General features: G+C 68.8%; 15 protein-coding genes. 4 read left to right on the forward strand and 11 right to left on the reverse strand.

The features are described from left to right. The first annotated feature begins 365 nt into the window (after positions 1–365). Positions 366–2,927: a bifunctional lysylphosphatidylglycerol flippase/synthetase MprF gene (mprF, locus tag QE360_RS11150; RefSeq protein WP_309701569.1), complete on the forward strand. Its 2,562-nt coding sequence runs from the start codon at positions 366–368 to the stop codon at positions 2,925–2,927. A gap of 96 nt (positions 2,928–3,023) precedes the next feature. Here mprF and QE360_RS11155 read toward each other — a convergent pair whose 3' ends face one another. After that, positions 3,024–4,055 (reverse strand): N(4)-(beta-N-acetylglucosaminyl)-L-asparaginase, encoded by a 1,032-nt coding sequence (locus QE360_RS11155; protein WP_309701571.1) that lies wholly within the window; start codon positions 4,053–4,055, stop codon positions 3,024–3,026. 359 nt (positions 4,056–4,414) lie between these two features. Here QE360_RS11155 and QE360_RS11160 point away from each other — a divergent pair, with 359 nt between their 5' ends. Continuing rightward, positions 4,415–7,471, forward strand: a complete 3,057-nt coding sequence (locus QE360_RS11160) for a TonB-dependent receptor domain-containing protein (protein ID WP_309701573.1) — start codon at positions 4,415–4,417, stop codon at positions 7,469–7,471. A gap of 126 nt (positions 7,472–7,597) precedes the next feature. On the opposite strand, the gene QE360_RS11165 is transcribed toward QE360_RS11160, so the two are convergent. Genes QE360_RS11165 through QE360_RS11175 form a run of 3 tightly spaced genes read right to left on the reverse strand, consistent with a single transcriptional unit; the run spans position 7,598 to position 10,070 of the window. Beyond that, positions 7,598–8,539, reverse strand: a complete 942-nt coding sequence (locus QE360_RS11165) for a Gfo/Idh/MocA family protein (protein ID WP_307100062.1) — start codon at positions 8,537–8,539, stop codon at positions 7,598–7,600. 5 nt (positions 8,540–8,544) lie between these two features. Beyond that, positions 8,545–9,174: a 2-dehydro-3-deoxy-6-phosphogalactonate aldolase gene (locus QE360_RS11170; protein ID WP_309696662.1), complete on the reverse strand. Its 630-nt coding sequence runs from the start codon at positions 9,172–9,174 to the stop codon at positions 8,545–8,547. Continuing rightward, positions 9,171–10,070, reverse strand: coding sequence for a 2-dehydro-3-deoxygalactonokinase (locus tag QE360_RS11175; RefSeq protein WP_309701577.1), 900 nt, complete (start codon positions 10,068–10,070; stop codon positions 9,171–9,173). The genes QE360_RS11170 and QE360_RS11175 overlap by 4 nt, the downstream gene beginning before the upstream one ends. 104 nt (positions 10,071–10,174) lie before the next feature. Between QE360_RS11175 and QE360_RS11180 the strand changes: the two genes are divergently transcribed. Together QE360_RS11180 and QE360_RS11185 are read left to right on the forward strand one after the other, a co-directional pair. Further along, complete coding sequence (locus QE360_RS11180; RefSeq protein ID WP_309696658.1) at positions 10,175–10,669, forward strand: GAF domain-containing protein; 495 nt, start codon at positions 10,175–10,177, stop codon at positions 10,667–10,669. Between the two features lie 126 nt (positions 10,670–10,795). Beyond that, the gene (locus tag QE360_RS11185; protein WP_309701579.1) at positions 10,796–11,785 is read left to right on the forward strand and encodes an RcnB family protein; all 990 of its coding nucleotides are present in this window, start codon (positions 10,796–10,798) and stop codon (positions 11,783–11,785) included. Positions 11,786–11,901: 116 nt separating this feature from the next. On the opposite strand, the gene QE360_RS11190 is transcribed toward QE360_RS11185, so the two are convergent. The 7 genes from QE360_RS11190 to QE360_RS11220 form a co-directional block, all read right to left on the reverse strand. After that, complete coding sequence (locus tag QE360_RS11190; RefSeq protein WP_309701583.1) at positions 11,902–13,164, reverse strand: M20/M25/M40 family metallo-hydrolase; 1,263 nt, start codon at positions 13,162–13,164, stop codon at positions 11,902–11,904. A 158-nt stretch (positions 13,165–13,322) separates the two neighbouring features. Then, on the reverse strand, positions 13,323–14,189 hold the full coding sequence (locus tag QE360_RS11195) for a manganese catalase family protein (protein WP_307100053.1): 867 nt from the start codon (positions 14,187–14,189) through the stop codon (positions 13,323–13,325). A gap of 31 nt (positions 14,190–14,220) precedes the next feature. Continuing rightward, positions 14,221–14,742 (reverse strand): ferritin-like domain-containing protein, encoded by a 522-nt coding sequence (locus tag QE360_RS11200; RefSeq protein ID WP_309701587.1) that lies wholly within the window; start codon positions 14,740–14,742, stop codon positions 14,221–14,223. 25 nt (positions 14,743–14,767) lie between these two features. Continuing rightward, the gene (locus QE360_RS11205) at positions 14,768–15,625 is read right to left on the reverse strand and encodes an SDR family oxidoreductase (protein ID WP_307100048.1); all 858 of its coding nucleotides are present in this window, start codon (positions 15,623–15,625) and stop codon (positions 14,768–14,770) included. A gap of 75 nt (positions 15,626–15,700) precedes the next feature. Then, a complete protein-coding gene (locus QE360_RS11210) occupies positions 15,701–16,528 on the reverse strand; it encodes a serine aminopeptidase domain-containing protein (protein ID WP_309701591.1) in 828 nt (275 codons plus the stop codon). Further along, entirely contained in the window at positions 16,516–17,211 is a 696-nt protein-coding gene (locus QE360_RS11215; RefSeq protein WP_309701593.1) for a hypothetical protein, read from the reverse strand. Before QE360_RS11215 ends, QE360_RS11210 begins: the two co-directional genes overlap by 13 nt. Beyond that, positions 17,208–17,456, reverse strand: a complete 249-nt coding sequence (locus tag QE360_RS11220; protein WP_387428730.1) for an acyl carrier protein — start codon at positions 17,454–17,456, stop codon at positions 17,208–17,210. The genes QE360_RS11215 and QE360_RS11220 overlap by 4 nt, the downstream gene beginning before the upstream one ends. Between the last annotated feature and the right edge of the window lie 256 nt (positions 17,457–17,712).

Genomic DNA, 17,712 nt, shown 5'->3' on the forward strand with positions numbered 1-17,712 from the left:
CCGATCCAGGGCCGCAAGCAGGGCGGCATGGGCGGAGGCAGGGCGGGCGAGGCGTTTCACACCTGTCCTTCTATCGATCGCGACCTGAGGGGAGGGTGGGCGAGACGTGACGCTTCTGTCATCAAATCGCTTGTATCCACATGACACACTTGTCAGGTGGCCGAAAGGTGACAGGGGCAGGGACGGTCCTATGGCCATGGCGGGTCGCTGCGTCGTGCAGGGGTGTGGGCGGGCGATGGGTGGGTGTGCGTAGAGGATGAAAGGTTTGCGGCCATGACGGGCCATAAGGCGGCGGGCGGCGATCTATCCCGTCTCGTCACGTCACGTTCGCCGGGGGGCGGCGCATGACGGAAGGGGCGGGGGACATGGGATGGCTCGACCGGGCGCTTGGCTATGCCAAGGCACGGCGCGGCTATCTCGCGGTTGCGGCGGTGGTGCTGCTCGTCGCGCTGGGGCTGTCGGCGCTGCATCATCTGACCCGCCAGATCCGGCTGGCCGATGTCCGCGCGGCTTTCTACGCGATCGACCCGCACCAGATCATGCTGTCGGCGGCGCTGACCGTCGCCAGCTATATCGCCTTGACCTTTTACGACGTGATCGCGCTGCGCGTGATCGGGCGGCCGCTGCGCTGGCGGACGGCGGCGATGGCGTCCTTCACCAGCTATACGCTCAGCCACAATCTGGGGCTGGCGCTGCTGACCGGCGGGTCGGCGCGCTACCGCGTCTATGCCGCCGCCGGGCTGGACGGTCCCGACATCGCGCGCGTCATCGCGATCGCCAGCGCGACCTTCTGGTTCGGGGTGTTCAGCGTCACCGGGCTGGGACTGGTATTCCATGAAGGGCCGGTCACGCTCGACGCGCTGGTGCTGGGGCAGAGCGCGGTCCGCTGGGTCGGCGCGGCGGTGGTGGCGGGGGCGCTGGCGCTGATCCTGCTCTGCGCATTGCGGCCGGGCAAGCGGGTCGGCTGGCGCGCCTGGAGCGTGCCGCTGCCCACGACGGGGCAGGCGCTGGCGCAGATCGGCATCGCCTCGCTCGACCTGCTTTGCGCCAGCGCGGCGCTGTTCGTCCTGTTGCCGGGCGCGTCGCCCGAGCTGCTGCCCGCCTTCGTGCTCGCCTATGCGCTGGCGATCATCGTCGCATTGGTCAGCCATGTGCCTGGCGGGATCGGTGTGTTCGAGGCGGTGGTGCTGGCGACGGTGCCGGTCGACCGGACCGAGCTGTTCGCCGCGCTGATCGCCTATCGCGTCCTCTATTATCTGTTGCCGCTGGGCCTGGGCATTGCGCTGCTCGCCTGGGACGAGGCGCGGCGGCGGCCGATCAAGGCGTTGCGCGACATTCGCCGCGTCCTGCTGGGCGTGGCCCCGACGTTGCTCAGCGCGGCCTGTTTCGGCGGCGGGGCGATCCTGCTGCTGTCGGGATCATTGCCCGCCATTCCGCAGCGCGTCCATCACCTCGTCCATATCCTGCCGCTGCCCTTTATCGAGGCGTCGCATTTCGCCGCCAGCCTGGTCGGCACCGGGCTGCTGCTGCTGGCGCCGGGGCTGTACCGGCGGCTGGACGGGGCGAGCCTGGCGGCGCGTGCGCTGCTGGTCGCGGGCGCGGTCTTCTCGCTGGCCAAGGGGATCGATTACGAGGAGGCGGCGGTCTGCCTCTCCATCGCGCTGCTGCTGCAGATGAGCCGCCGCGCCTTTTACCGGCGCACCTCGCTGGTCGCGCGGCCGCTGTCACCCGCCTGGCTGTTCAGCGTCGCGGTGGTGATCGTCGGGACGGGGTGGATCGGCTTCTTCGCCTATAAGCATGTCGATTATCAGGAATCGCTGTGGTGGCGGTTCGCGCTGTCCGACGATGCCTCGCGTTTCCTGCGCGCGGCGCTGGGCGTTGCGGTGATGCTGGCGGGGGCGGGGTTGTGGCGGCTGTTCCTCGCCGCGCCGCCGGGGGAGACCGACCACCCCGCGATGGACCGGGTGCTGGCGGTCGTCGGGCAGGCCGAGCGGACCGACGCCGCCCTCGCGCTGCTCGGCGACAAGCGCTTCCTGTTCTCGCCCGAGGACGACGCCTTCGTGATGTATCAGGTGCGTGGGACCAGCTGGATCGCGATGGGCGATCCGGTCGGGCCGCGCGCCGCCTGGGCCGACCTGCTGTGGCAGCTGCGGACGATGGCCGACGCCGCGCAAGGCCGGCTGATGCTCTATCAGATCACCCCCGACGCGCTGGAGATCGCGATCGAGATGGGCCTCCAGATCATCAAATATGGCGAGGAGGCGCTGATCGACCTGGGCGGCTTTGCCCTGGAGGGCGGGCGGATGCGCGGGCTTCGCCAGACGCTGAACCGCTTCCGCACGCGCGAGAATGCCAGCTTCACGATCCTGCCCGCCGCCGAGGTGCCGGCGATCCTGCCCGAACTGCGCGCGGTGTCCGACGACTGGCTGATGGCCAAGGGGCATGGCGAGAAGGGGTTCAGCCTGGGCCGCTTCGACCCCGCCTATCTGGCGATGACCGATTGCGCGCTGGTGCGGGTGGAGGGGCGGATCGTCGCCTTCGCCAATCTGTGGAAGGCGGGGGATCGCCGTGAGCTGTCGGTCGACCTGATGCGCCATGTCGAGGACGCACCGGGCGGGGTGATGGACTATCTGTTCGTCGAGCTGATGCTGTGGGGCCAGGCGCAGGGCTATGGCCGCTTCGCGCTGGGCCTGGCGCCGCTATCCGGGGTCGGCGGGCGGCGGATGGCCCCGACCTGGGCCAAGCTGGCCTCGCTGGTGTTCCGGCATGGCGAGCGTTTCTACGGCTTTCGCGGCCTTCGCGCCTATAAGGAGAAGTTCCAGCCGGAATGGGCGCCGCGCTATATCGCGGGCCCGCGCGGGCTGGGGCTGGTCAAGGCGCTGCGCGACCTGAACGCGCTGATCGCCGATGGGGGCGAGCAAGGCTGAATTGCTCCCCCGTAAGGGGAGGGGTGTCGCCGTCTCGATAGTGGGACACCCCTCCGTCGCGCTGCGCGCGCCACCTCCCCTGACAGGGGAGGTGGGTTATGCCTTGAACAGCGACGGGGCCTTTTCCACCCGCGTCTTTCCGGCGGCGTCCGTCACCGCATAGGTAAAGCCCGGCAACAGGCAGAAGGCGCCGATCCGTCCCGCCGTGTCCATCGCCAGGAAGCCGACCTGCACCCCCTTGATCGCATCGCCGCGCAGGGCGGCGATATGCCGGGCGGCTTCCTCGCAGGCCGCCTGCGGGCTCAGCCCATGGCGCATCGAGGCGACGACGCGCGCGGTGCCGACGGTGCGGGTGACTTCCTCGCCCAGACCCGTGGAGGTCGCGCCGCCGATCCCGCGCTCGACATAGAGGCCCGAGCCGACCTGCGGCGAATCGCCCACGCGCCCGCGCATCTTGAACGCCATGCCAGAGGTCGTGCAGGCGCCCGCCATCCGTCCGCTCGCATCGCGCGCCAGCATCCCGATCGTGTCATGGTCCAGCGCGCCGCCCGGCGTGCCGGGGCGGCCCGCGCCGTAAGTGCCGGTCTCGCTATTGGCGACGGGCTTGTAGTTTTGCGTCTTCAGCCATTCGTGCCACGCCTTCTCCGCCTCGGGCGTCAGCAGGTTGGTGCGCGGGAAGCCCCGGTCGCGCGCGAAGCGCGTCGCGCCCTCGCCGACCAGGAAGGTGTGCGGCGTATGCTCCATCACCGCGCGCGCGACCGAGATGGCGTGGACCGTATCCTCCAGCGCGGCGACCGCGCCGACGCCGCCCGCATCGTCCATGATGACCGCATCGAGCGTGACATGGCCGTCACGGTCCGGATAGCCGCCATAGCCAACCGAATGGTTGTTCGGATCGGCCTCGGGCACTTTCACCCCCGCCTCGACCATGTCGATCAGCGATCCGCCCGCCCGCCCGGCGGCAAAGGCCGCGTCATTGGCCGGTGCGCCGAAATCCCAGGTCGACACGATCGTCGCGCGCGGCCCGGCGGCCTGCGCAAAGGCGCGGGCGGGCGCGGCGGCCAGTCCCGTACCGATCCCCGCCAGCGTGGCGATCCCACCCAGAAAACCCCGTCGACCTTCTTTCATCACGCGTGCTCCCCCCGCCCGCGATCGCCGGGCGTTTCGTCGCCCGATTGTGCGCGGCCCCGCGCGGAGCCGCAAGCCTGCAAACCGATATAACACCAATTGCCCGCCCCGGCGTGACCGTCGCGATCACCCGCTCGGCGAGTCGGCGGCGTGCGGCCGTCCGGAGCCGCCGGGGAATATGGCGCCGCCGTCATGCAAAGGTTTCAAATCGTTAATAATTGTGTCTTTCCGGTTACAGTTCCAGGCCAATGCCATCCTTGGGGGTATAAAGGTATGGTTTAGGTATTGACCAAATTCCTCAAAATGTTTGTCTTTCTCCCGCGCCCGACAAAATCAGCCTTGGGCCTTAGGGGAGACGTATGAGAATCCAGCAGTCCGCATCATGGTTGGCCCTCTCGGCCGCGTCGATGATGCTCGCCGCGCCCGCCATCGCGCAGCAGACCGGAACCTCCGGTGCCCAGGCGGACGCGCCGCAGACCGGCGCCGACCAGAATCCGGGCGATCTGAGCGCGAATGCCGCCGCCACCCGCTCGGCCGCGATCACCGGCACCCCGCAGGCCAGCCCGGGCGGCGGCGACGTCGTCGTGACCGGCACGCGCATCACCCGTCCCAACCTCGCCTCCGCCGCGCCGATCACCTCGGTCACGCGCCAGGACATCCAGGCCCAGGCCGCGGTCAATGTCGAGGACGTGCTCAACCGTCTGCCGCAGGTCGCGCCCGACAGCCAGCAGACCTATAACGACTCCGACGGTCGCCAGCGCATCAAGCTGCGCACCCTGGGCTTCGAGCGCACGCTGGTCCTGATCGACGGCAAGCGGCTGGGCACCCAGAACGGCCAGGACGTCGGCATCATCCCGACCTCGCTGTTGCAGCGCGTCGACGTGCTGACCGGCGGCGCCTCGTCGGTCTATGGCTCGGACGCGGTCGCGGGCGTCGTCAACTTCGTCCTGCGCAAGGATTTCGAGGGCGTTCAGCTCGACGCCAACTATAATTTCTTCAACCATTACAACAAGGACACGATCGTGTCGCCGCTGGCGCGCGCCGCCGGTTTCGGCAGCGCACGGGGCCTGACCAATGACGGCGGCCGCGCCGACCTGACGCTGACGGCGGGCACCAAGCTGTTCGACGACAAGCTGCACGTCAGCGGCTTCGTCAACTATCGCCAGACCAACGAGATCGCGCTGACCTCGCGCTCGAACGCGGGCTGCTATCTCACCCAGTTGCAGCTCAACGGCCCGCTGTCGTGCGGCCTGACGCCCAGCAGCTCGACCAGCGGCCTCATCACGCCCCAGTCGGGCCCGAATGCGGGCGCGCAATATGTCAACAATCCGGACGGAACGCGCACCTTCGTGCCGTTCGGCGCGGGGCAGGGCAATGCGTCCAACTATTTCAGCGGCTATGCCTATCAGCGCCCCTCGGAGCGCGTGAATGCGGGCGGCTTCGCCACGCTGGACCTGGCGCCGGAAGCCGAGCTCTATGCCTCGGGCATCTGGTTCCGCGACAAGTCGTACACCAACTATCCGACGATCGCGAGCGGCACCGTCAACGTCAACTGCAACAACCCCTATCTGTCGGGGACGCAGGCGACCGCGATCGGATGCGCCACCGGCGTGACCAGCGTGCCCGTCACGCTCGCCTATCGCCTGGGCGAGAATAACGACCGGCCCGACACCTTCATCAACACCGGCGTCCGCCTGACCGGCGGCGTCCGCGGCAAGGTGGGCGATGCCTGGACCTATGATGTCGGCGGCGTCTATGCCCGCAACCATCAGGACTATACGCCCAGCTTCCGCGTTCCCGGCACGCTGCAGAATGCGGTGAATGTCGGCGGCACGGCGGCCAACCCGGTCTGCGCCAGCGGGGCGGCGGGCTGCGTGCCCTTCGACATCTTCAGCGCGGGCAACAACAACCCGGCGCTGATCAACTATCTGTTCGGCACCGGCACGTCGGAAACCACGGGCACGCTGTACGACGTCCAGGCCAATGTCACCGGCGACCTCGGCAAGTACGGCATCACCTCGCCCTTCGCCGAACAGGGTCTGGCGATCGCGCTGGGCACCGAATATCGCAAGGACACGCTGACGTCGCGCGCCGACAGCGCCTATCGCGCCGCGCTGGGCGGCACCGACACGAACCTCAGCCAGGATGTGGTCGAGGCCAATATCGAGGTCCAGGCCCCGCTGATCGAGCACAAGCCCTTTGCCGAGCTGGTGCAGGTCAATGGCGGCTACCGCGTCTCGAAGTACAGCAGCAATCCCAAGGCGTTCAACACCTGGAAGATCGAGGGCGTCTATGCCCCGGTCAGCGACCTGACCTTCCGCGCCTCGTTCAACAAGGCGCAGCGCGCGCCGACCGTGGTCGAGATCCGCCAAGCGAGCAATGTCGAGTTCGTGGGCGGCGGATCGGGCACCTTCACCGACTTCTGCGCCCCGACCGTGACCACCGGCGCCAATGGCGTCACCTATGGCGCGCCGATCGCATCGCGTGAGGTCTGCCGCGCCACCGGCCTGTCGGACGCGCTGTACGGCAGCCGCGACCTGTTGTGCAGCAACGGCACCACGCCCAACGGCAGCAGCGCCTGCGCGGTGCGTTCGGGCGGCTTCACCGCCGATCCGGAAACCGCCTATACCCAGACCTATGGCCTGGTCGTGAAGCCGCGCTTCATCAAGGGGCTGGTCTTCTCGGTCGATCGCTATCGCATCAAGATCGACAACTCGCTCGGCTATAACGACTACAGCTATTACACCGATGGCTGTCTGCGTTCGGGCGGCGATCAGTTCTTCTGCCAGGGCATCGTCCGCAACGCGACCACCGGTCAGCTGTTCAACGGCGGCTATATCCGCCAGGGCACGACCAACTATTACACCTCGATCGCGCAGGGCTGGGACTTCCAGGCGCAATATGCGCTGACGCTGGAATCGATCGGCCGCCTGGACTTCGGCTTCAACGGCTCGCTGACCACCGCCGCCGGTGGCCAGGACTCGCCGCTCCAGCCCGAGCGCAACTGTGCGGGCTATTACGGCAATGGTTGCGGCCAGCTGATCCCGAAGTGGAGCCATGGCCTGCGCACGACCTACACCACGGTCGACAAGAAGTTCAGCGCATCGCTCAACTGGCGCTATGTCGGTTCGCTGACCAACGCCAACAATTCGGGTGACTCGGCGATCGGCGGCACGCCGGATCGTGTGCTGACCAACTATTACCGCGTCGCGCCGCAGAATTATTTCGACCTGGCGCTCAACTTCGCGATCGCCAAGCAGTTCTCGCTGCGCCTGATCGCGAACAACCTGTTCGACAAGTCCGCGCCGATCGTGCCGGATTCGTACAATATCAGCCTGGCGCGGACCAACACCATCCCGCAGCGTTACGACACGCTGGGCCGCAACATCGCGATCGGGACGACGATCAACTTCTGATCCACGCCCCCGGCGGAGTGCCCCGGCACTCCGCCGATCCTCGAACGGAAAAGGCCGGTCGTCCCTGCGGACGACCGGCCTTTCCTTTATCCCGTCCCCTCGGCTCAGGCTGAACCGAGGTTCGGTTTACTCCACGAAATCCTCAACCTCGCGCCGCTTGCCGCGCATGAAGGCGTCGGCGACGTGGCGCAGCGGGGCGATGTCGACGTCCGAGCGGCCGCCCTTCACCAGTTCGGCGAAGCGGGCATAGAGCCCCGGATATTCGCCGTGCAGCCCCTCTTCGCGATGCGGGGTCGAACCGTCGGGCAGGGTCAGCACCGCGCCGCCCTCGGCGAGCCTGAGCGTGCCGTCGGTCGTCTCGACGACGATGTCCCAGCTTTGATGCCCCTCCTGCCGCCAGTCCAGGTCGAGCGTGACCGGCGTGCCGTCGGTCGTGCGAAACGCCACGTCGGCGGCGATCGGCGCGTCGCGATTGGCGGGGAAGTCCAGCGTCGCGCGTTCGATGAAGAAGGGCTGGGGCATGATGTGCGTCGCGATCGACAGCGCGTTGATACCCGGATCGAACACGCCGAAGCCGCCCGCTTCCCAGATCCAGGCCTGGCCCGGATGCCATTGCCGCACATCCTCGCGCCAGGTGATCGCCGCCGACGTGACCTTGCGGGCGGACAGCCATTCGCGCGCGGGCTCGACCCCCAGCGCGTAGCGGGAATGCCAGCTGGCGAACAGCGTCACGCCCGCCTTGGCCGCCAGCTCCTCCAGCACCGCCACCTCGGCCAGCGTCGCGCCCGGCGGCTTTTCGAGGAAGACGTGCCAGTTATTCTCCAGCGCGGCGGCGGCGATGGCGTGGCGGACCTGCGGCGGGGTGCACAGCGCCACCGCATCGACCGTCACGTCGCTTTGCGCGAGTTCCGCGATGTCATGGAAATGCGGCACGCCATCGACCCCGTTGGGCGAGCGGCTGACGGTGGCGACCAGTTCGAAGGCCGGATTGCCCGCAATGGCGGGGACATGCTGGTCATGGGCGATCTTGCCCATGCCGACCAGCGCGAGGCGGATCGTGTCGGTCATCGGTATCAGCGTGCCTTTTCGACATAAGCGCGCGCCGACACGGCGACATCCGCCGCCGGCTTGCCCGCGCGATAGAGGTTGGAGCCCAGGCCGAAGCCGTCCGCGCCATGCGCGCGCCATTCGGCCATGTTGTCGGGCGTGATCCCGCCGACCGCCAGCACCGCGACCTCGCGCGGCAGGACGGCGCGCTGTGCCTTCAGGAAGGTGGGCGAAGCGCCCTCGGCGGGAAACAGCTTCAGCCCGTGCGCACCGGCCTTCAGGGCGGCAAAGGCCTCGGACGGGGTGAAATAGCCGGGCAGCGAGATCAGCCCTTCCGCCACGCTGTGCGCGATGACCTGGGTGTCGGTGTTGGGCGAGACGATCAGCGTGCCGCCCGCCGCCTTCACCCGGTCGACCTGCTCGGTGGTCAGCACGGTGCCCGCGCCCACGATCGCCTTGTCTCCGACATGCGCCGCGATGGCGGCGATGCTGTCATAGGGCTGGGGCGAATTCAGCGGCACCTCGATCAGCGTGAAGCCCGCCTCCACCAGCGCGTCGGCGACGGGGATCGCCTCGTCGGGGGTCAGGCCGCGCAGGATCGCGACGAGCGGGCAGGCGGCAAAGGCGGCGGCGAACCGTGCGGCGGGGTCGGTCATGACAAATGCTCCCGAATGGCGTGAAGTCCGGCGAGGAAACCGGCATGGCTGTCGAGCGCGACGACGGTGCCGCCCCGCGCCGCGATCCCGATGGTGTAGAGGTCGGCGAGCAGGCCGCTGGACAACAGGTGGACGGTGCGCCCCGCCATGTCCGGCACCGCGCCGATGTCGCAGCCGATCAGCAGTCCGCTGGCATAGGCAGCCGCGTCCTCGGCCGCGATCCGGCCGAGCAGGACCGAGGCGCGCACCCCGAACAGCGCCGCCGTCAGGTCGCATGCGCCGAAGCCGCGCGCCAGGCCGTCGCGAAAGGCGGGGCCGTCCGCCACGGGCCCATCGAGCATCCCTGCCAATATGCCATGCCCCTTGACCAGCGCGAACAGCTCGCCGGTCATGGTGGTGGCGAAGTCGGTGATCCGGCCGCCTGTGGTGTGCACCCATTTGTTGTGCGTCCCCGGCTGCGCGAACAGCGCGTCGGCGGGGGCGAGCCCGGCGGCGATCGCGCCCAGCACCTGCACCTCCTCGCCCCGCATCACATCGGCGCGGGTCGCGGTCAGCAGCGAGATGCCGGGGACGATGGTGACGTCCTGATCGGCGATGCGGGTCGCCGCACCGGCCAGCATCGCCAGATCCGCCGGGGCGGGGACATAGGCCGCCTCGCGCCAGCCGCGCGTCGACCCGACCATCCCCGCCGCGACGATCGGCAGCTTGCCGAACCGCGTACGGATCGCGGCGATCTCATCGGGATAGGCATCCGGCTGCATCGACAACACGCCGCGATCGTCGCGCACCGTGTCCAGCATCGTGCCGTCATCGGCCAGGATATAGAGGCGGCGGTTGGTGGTGCCCCAGTCGATCGCGATATAGGCGGGCGTCACGTCTGATGGCACGGTGGGCACGGCCTCTCCTTATCTTGTCGCGCGATTTGTAGGACAATAAAATGCCCGGCGCAAGCTGGTCGGCGGGGGATGACGTGCGTCCCGCGCCCGCCTACATTCGGGATATGTACCAATTCGATATCGCCGCCGGATCCAAGGCGGAGCTTTACCGCGACCTCCATGCCGCGCTCGACGCGCTGACCGCCGGAGAGGCGGATGCGGTCGCCAACATGGCCAATGCCTCGGCGCTGATCTGGCAATATCTGCCCGATCTCAACTGGGCCGGTTTCTACCGCATGGTGGGTGGCGAGCTGGTGCTCGGCCCGTTTCAGGGCAAGGCGGCGTGCATCCGCATCCCGGTGGGCAAGGGCGTGTGCGGTGCCGCGGTCGCGACCCGCGAGACACAGCGGGTGGACGATGTCCATGCCTTTCCGGGCCATATCGCCTGCGACGCGGCCAGCCGGTCGGAACTGGTCGTCCCGGTCCTGCATGACGGCCGAGTGATCGGTGTCCTCGATCTCGACAGCCCCGAGCCCAGCCGTTTCGATGCCGAGGATCAGGCGGGGTGCGAGGCGCTGGTGACGCTGCTCGCGCCGCGACTGGCGGCGGCGGCCGACTGACCCGGCTGATCCGATTCGGGACGCGGGGCGGCGCTATCGGCGATGGTGGCGCGCTGGTATCAAAGCGTGTTTCGGCAAAGGCGTTTAGGGGACGTCCTTCGCATTGATACAGGGGAATTTTACGCCATGCGCACCACCTCGCCTCTGATCGCCCTTACGCTGGCCCTGGCGCTCGGCGCGCCGGTCGCGGCGCAGGGGCCCGGCCGGGCCGGGGCCAGCTATCCGCGTCCTGGCCTCGACGCCGCGTCCGGGCCGGTGGCGGCCCCGATCGTCTCGACCAGCACGGTCGGCGTGCCGTCGGGCCGCCCGGATCGCTGGGGCAGCAAGGTCGGCGGACGCTGGTGGGGCGGGGCCAATGCGCCGGGCGGCTGGCCCGCCTATCGTCGCCCGGTGCGCGGGATGGTCGTGCCGGGCTATTGGAACAGCCCGCGTTTCGGCGTGTCCGATTGGGCGGTCTATCGCCTGCCGCAGCCGCCGGTCGGTTATCGCTGGACGCGCTATTATGACGACGCGGTCTTGATCGATCCGCGCGGGGCGGTCTATGACAGCGTCTATGACGTGGATTGGGACGGAGCGGGGCGGGCGGGCCATGCCGGTGGCTATCCGCCGCCCCCGCCGGTCCGGCGCGACGACGGGCTGGGCGGCGCGGCGATCGGCGCGGTCGCCGGGGGTGTCGCGGGCAATCTGGTGGCGGGGCGCGGCGACCGGCTGGGCGGGACGCTGATCGGCGCGGGCGTCGGCGCGGTGGCGGGCTATGCCATCGACCGGGCGGAGGATCGGCGGCGGCGGATGCCGCCGGGCCATGACGATTACGGCGCGCCGGATTATGGCTATCCGGGCGACTATCCGCCCCCGCCGCCCCCGCCGCCGCCGGCCATGGGACGGCGCATCGTGACGCGGGACGGGACCACCGTGACCACCACGACGACCGTCGGCACGCTCGCCGAAGGCCAGCCAGCTTATTATGATAGCGGCTATTATTATCCCGCTCCCACAGTGACAACGATTGTGGTACAGGGGGCGCCTGTTACCACGACAACGACGACCACCACGACCGAGTTCGTGCGCCAGGCACCGCGCCGGGCGCGGATACGGAGCAAGCTGGTCCGTCGCTGAAGCCTTCCCCCAGGGGGGGATTATCGACCCGAGAGACGCCGGGTCGATGATCGGGATGCCGCTCCGTCTACTCCCACGGGGCGGCATCCCAACTGATGGACCGGGATGCGGCGGCGTCAGCGCCCGCCGAAGGTGACCAGGCTTTCCGATCCGTCCGCCGCCACCGCCGACACGCCGACGAAGTGATCGTCGACCGGGGTCTGGGTCAGCACGGCCTTCGTCTCGGTCACGTCGCGCGACTGGCTCCACTGGCCCGTGTCGTTGCGCCGCCAGTGGACGCGATAGCGGACCGCGCCCGGCACCGGGGCCCATTCCACCTGCGTATCGCGCGACAGCGCCCCGCTGATCGTCACCTTGTCGGGCGCGGGCGGCGCGGCGGCCAGCCGGGCCAGCGTGGCGATGTTGATCGCCGTCACCTTGGCCAGATAGGGAAAGTCCATCTTGTCGATGGTGTCGCCGAACGCGACATTGCCTTCCTTGCGCAGATCCTGGTGCTGCGCGTCCCAATCCTCGTTGGCGACCGAGAAGCGGACGGCGGGATAGCCGAGCTTCAGGAACGGCTCATGGTCGCCGCCGCGCCCGAACCGGTCGGGCCGCCGGTCGAGGAACACATCGAGTCCGCCCAGCTTGTCCGCCACGCCGTCGATCGCCTTGGCGAGCGCGCGGCTGGGGCCGTCATCCTCGCCGCCATTGCCGCGCCGCTGGATCTGCTGGGGCAGGTCTTCGGACGCGCGAATCCCCTCGGAGAAGACGCGGACCCAGCGCGCCTCGCGCACGCCGCCCTGGCCGATGGTGTTGCCGACGATGTCGTTGTTCAGCATCGCCGAGACGCGCCAGTTCCGCTGTTTGGCGGTATCGGCGAGCAGGGTGGCACCCCACAGCCCCTGTTCCTCGCCTGAAAAGACCGCATAGACGATGGTCGCGTCATAATGCTGCTTCGACAGGATGCGCGCCGCCTCCAGCACCAGCGCCACGCCCGAGGCGTCGTCATTGGCCCCCGGCGCGTCGGAGGTCGCGTCCATGACGTCGGTGACGCGGCTGTCGATATGTGCGCCGACGATGACCACGCGGTTCGGGTCGCGCCCGCGCTGGATGCCCAGCACATCCTCGACCATCACGCCGTTCGGCGCGCGCGGGCCGGTGAAGCGGCGGTTGATCCGTTCGACGGTGATGCAGCCGTCACAGCCTTGCCCGATCGCCTCGAACTGTCGCGCGGCCCAGTCGCGCGCGGCACCGATCCCGCGCTTGGGGTCGGTGGTGGTCGACAGGGTGTGGCGCGTGCCGAAGCCGACCAGCGTTTCGACATCGGCCTTCAATCGGGCGGGCGAGGGGGTGGCCGCGGCGGACGCGGCGGCGGCGAGCAGAAGCGGAAGGATCATCGCGCCAGACTGGCGGAGAGGCGAATGCGAGGCAAGTGGTGGATTTCCCGAGGGATAGCCGCCCGGATGCCCGACGCGACACCGCCCCGGGCGGTATGGACCGGGGCGGCTTGGGCGTCGGTCCCTCCTTCCCGAAGCGGGAAGGAGGGGAAGCGGTCCTACGCGACCGGCTTTTCCGCCATCTGCTCGGCCTGGGCGCAGCTGTCCGGCCGGGCGGGGCCGAGGACCGGCTCCTCGCCCATGGGTTCGTTGCGGAAGACCGAGAATTCGGCGCGCCCGTCCAGGCTCGGCCCCTGCGTCCAGCGCCCCTCGGGATAGGTGCCGTCGACCGAAGTGACGAAGAAGTCGTAATTATGCTCCTGATTTTCCTTCGCCTGCGGGAAGGAATTCGGAATGGGGAGCGCATCCTTGCCGCCCAGTTCTTCGATCACCGCCAGCCATTGTTCCTGATGCATGGTGTCGCGGGCGATCAGGAAATGGAGCATGTCCTTCATCCCCTGGTCGTGCGCGGCGTGATAGAGGCGGGTCGCCAGCACGCGGCCGGTGCTTTCCGCCGCGACATTGCAATACATGTCGGCGGCGATGTTCCCGCTGGCATAGATATGGCTCATGTCGAACGGCACCCCGTCCGAATCCGACGGATGCGCCGCCAGGCCGGTCGACAGGATATGCTTGTGGAGCGTGCCCTCGATCGCGTGACGGGGATTCTCGCCGCCCATCACCGCGCCGACGATGCTGTCCGCCGCACCTTCCTCCTGAAGCGAGGCGGGCGCCTTGTCGAGATTGAGCGCGACCGCCGTCGCCAGCATCTCGATATGGCCGATCTCCTCGGTCGCGGTGTTCAGCAGCATGTCGCGATATTTCGGGCTGGGCGCGCGATTGCCCCAGGCCTGGAAGAAATATTGCATGCAGACGCGGATCTCACCCTCCACGCCGCCGATCGCCTGTTGCAGCATCCGGGCGAAGAGGGGATCGGGACTGTCGACCCGGACGGGATATTGCAGGCGCTTGTCGTGATAATACATGGTCGGCCTCGCTTGGTTCGGGGGTGTCGGATCAGTGGCTGGCGGTGTCGCCTGCGGCGCGGCGTTCGAGATAGCGGCGGGTCAACGCGGCATTGTTGTCGTCGACCCAGGCCGCCATCGCGAGTTCCTCGTTCAGCGACTGGGTGAGCAGCGGCGCGGCGCTGCCGAAGCCACCGGCATCGGCGATGGTCAGCAGCGATTTGTAGCTGGCCGCCTCGAAATTCTCGAAGGCGAAGTTGGCGAAGCTGTTCTTCAGGATTTCGTCGGGCGCGAAGGTGTGGCCCAGCGCCGCCATGTTGCCCGAGAAGGACAGCGCGGCGTCCTTCAGCACCGAACGGCTCTCGTTGAACCCGTCGAGTATGTCTTCCAGCCGGACGATCTGTTGCTCGGTTTCGCCCCGGTGCATCCGCAGCCGGTCGGCGACGTCGGGATAGTTGGACAGGTGGTCGAGCTGCCGGTCGATCAGCGCCAGCGCCTGATGCTCGACGGCATGGGCGTTCTTCAGTCCGGCGACGAAGACCGCCGCGACGACGTCATTGGGGAGGGTAGCCATGGATCATCGCTCCTTCGTTTCGGGATCAGAGGAAGGGGGTGCCGCCGGTGACGGGGATGGTCGCGCCGCTGATGTAGCTGGCCTCGCCGCTCGCCAGCAGGACATAGGGCGGGGCCAGTTCGGCGGGCTGCGCGGCGCGGCCCATCGGGGTCTGCTGGCCGAAGCTCTTCACCGCCTCGGGCGGCATGGTGGAGGGGATCAGCGGGGTCCAGACCGGCCCCGGCGCCACCGCATTCACGCGGATGTTGCGCTCGGCGAGCATCTGGGCCAGCCCGGCGGTGAAATTGTGGATCGCGCCCTTGGTCGTCGCATAGGCGAGCAGTTGCTGGTTGGGCTTGTCCGCGTTGATCGAAGTCGTGTTGATGATCGACGCGCCCTCGCCCATGTGCGGCAAGGCGGCCTTCACCAGATAGAACATCGCATGGATGTTGGTGGCGAAGGTCACCTCCCATTCCTCGTCGCTGATGTCCTCGACCGCCTGGAAGCTGGCCTGGTGCGCGGCGTTGTTGACCAGGATGTCGACCCGGCCGAAGGTCTGGACCGCGCGCTCGACGATGGTGCGGCAATGGGCGGGATCGCTGACATCGCCGGGGATCAGCAGCGCCTTGCGGCCAGCCTGCTCGACCAGCCGCTGGGTCTCGGCCGCGTCCTCATCCTCCGACAGATAGGAGATGACCACATCGGCGCCCTCGCGGGCAAAGGCGATGGCGACCGCGCGGCCGATGCCGCTGTCCGCGCCGGTGATGATTGCTTTCTTGTCGGTCAGCTTGCCATGGCCGACATAGCTGTGTTCGCCATGATCGGGACGGGGGGTCATCGCCTCCGTCTCGCCGGGCATGTCCTGCTGTTGTTCGGGCTGGGGTGGGGTGGGGCGTTCGTTCATGGACCGTCTCTCCTTGTCCGATCCAATAGACGGGGCGGAGAGGCGTTCCGGAAAAAACCATTATCCTAAAACGTGTTAATCGGTATTTTTGAGTTCCGTTATACCGTCGTGCAAAGCGCTCGGTCCATCCGATGCCGCCGCCTCGGCCAGCCGGGCCAGGATCTCGCGCTCCAGTGCGTCCAGCGCGTCGGCATAGCTGTGCGAGTCCGTCGCGATGCTGGTCATCGGAAAGCCATGGCCGCGCGCCGCCGCGCGGAACGCCACCCCGGTCGCATCGCCGCGCGCCAGGATGATCGCGGCGCTGTCCCCCCAGTGGCCGATCGCGTCGAGCAGCGGCGCGGCGGTCGCGTCGAGCGGGGCGGGGGGCGCGGCGATCTTGCTCAGCCCCTGGCGCAGCCGGTCGAAATCCACCGCCCCTCGCGCCGCACGCAGCCATTCGCGCGGGTCCATCAGCTTGCGGGCATAATGGCGGCGGATCGCGGCGGCGGGGGGCAGCGCGTCGGGTTCGTCCGACAGCCAGGGGTTGGACAGCAGCACCGCGTCCAACCCGGCCTCGCGCCCGTGGAGCGCGAGCGCGGCGGCGGCGTCGCAATTGCCGAAGCCGATGATCCGCGCGCACCCGCTCGCCTCGGCAAAGGCGTGGACGGCGGCGGCGATGTCGGGGCCGCTCGACTCCCAGCCGCGATTGACCCCCTCGCTGTCGCCGACCCCGCGCCGGTCGAAGCGGAACACCGGATAGCCCTTTGCCGCGATCCGCGCCGCCAGCATCGCCTGGCCGCGATGCGCGCCCATGCGCGGCTCGTTGCCGCCCGACACGATCAGCAGGCCGGTGTCGAGGGCGCCCTCGTCCAGCGTGCCGACCAGCATCGCAGCCTCGCAGGGGAAGGAGATCAGCCTTCGCATGATGCGATCCAGTGCGCGATATCCTCGGCCAGCGTCGCGGCGAGTTCGGGGTCTTCCTGCGGCTCGGCGCGGCGCCAGGGGGGCACCGCGTCGATGGTGCGGTCGGCGGGGGCGCGGTCATGGCCGAGGCGCACGACACGGCGGGGCACGCCGGGCTGGTCATAGGGCTCGGCCCCCGCCAGCCCGGCCAGGAAGTGCGGCGAGACCCGGTTGCCCGCGATCCGTACCGGGGACTCCGCGCCGAACAGGCCATGCTCGTCGCCGCGCAGCCCCGCCGCGGCGCGCAGGCGGATCACGTCGCGCAGCACCGCCTCGCCGGTCATCGGCGCCAGGTGCCAGCGCCCCGACAACAGCGCAAAGCCGTCGATCAGCGTCCCCGCCCGGATCGACACGCCGTAACAGCGCCGGTTGCCCAGCGCCTCGGCGGCGGCCTGATGCGCGTCGCGCCATTGCATGATGCTGGCCTGTTCGGTGTCGATCAGGCTCTCGCCTGTCCCCGGCCAGTCGGGCAGCGCGCCGCCGATGCCGTGATCGGCCAGCCGCCGCAGCATCGCCACCGCCAGCGCCCGCGTCCGGTTCGCCTCTTCCCAGAAAGGGAGCGCGACCAGCACGACCGGCCCTTGCGCGGGGCCGAAGCGCAATATCGCCTCGCGCCCGCCGGGCCAGTCATAATAGTCGATCAAGCGGGCGCCTTGGCGCTGGCGAAGGCGACCAGCTGGCCGAAGGTCTCCAGCATTTCGCCGTCCACCTCGTCATCCTCGATCAGGATGCCCAGGCGATCCTCCAGCTCGGTCAGCACGCCCGCCACCGCCATCGAGTCCAGTTCGGGCAGCGCGCCGAACAGCGGCGTCTCGGCGGTGAAACCGGCCACGCGCTCATGCGACAGCCCCAGCACATCGGCCAGCACGCCGCGCACCGTCGCGTCCACATCCCCGTTCGCCTGGAGTCCCAATCCCTGTCGCCCTGTTGTTGGTATCGCCCCCAGCGTTAGTCCGGGAGGGCGCGTTGGGCAACGGCTTTGGGTTTTGGGGGCTTTGGCGATTTGGGCGGGGGGCGGGAGTCCCAGGCCCTCCCCCAACCCCTCCCGCTTGCGGGAGGGGAGAAAAAGGGCGGGAGCGCTCGATTCAAAAGCCCTCTCGGGGGCAGGGGGAGGGCCGCCATATCGCCAACCGTCCGCCACAAGG

The organism is Sphingomonas sp. SORGH_AS_0789 (genome assembly GCF_031453055.1).
GTDB lineage: Bacteria > Pseudomonadota > Alphaproteobacteria > Sphingomonadales > Sphingomonadaceae > Sphingomonas.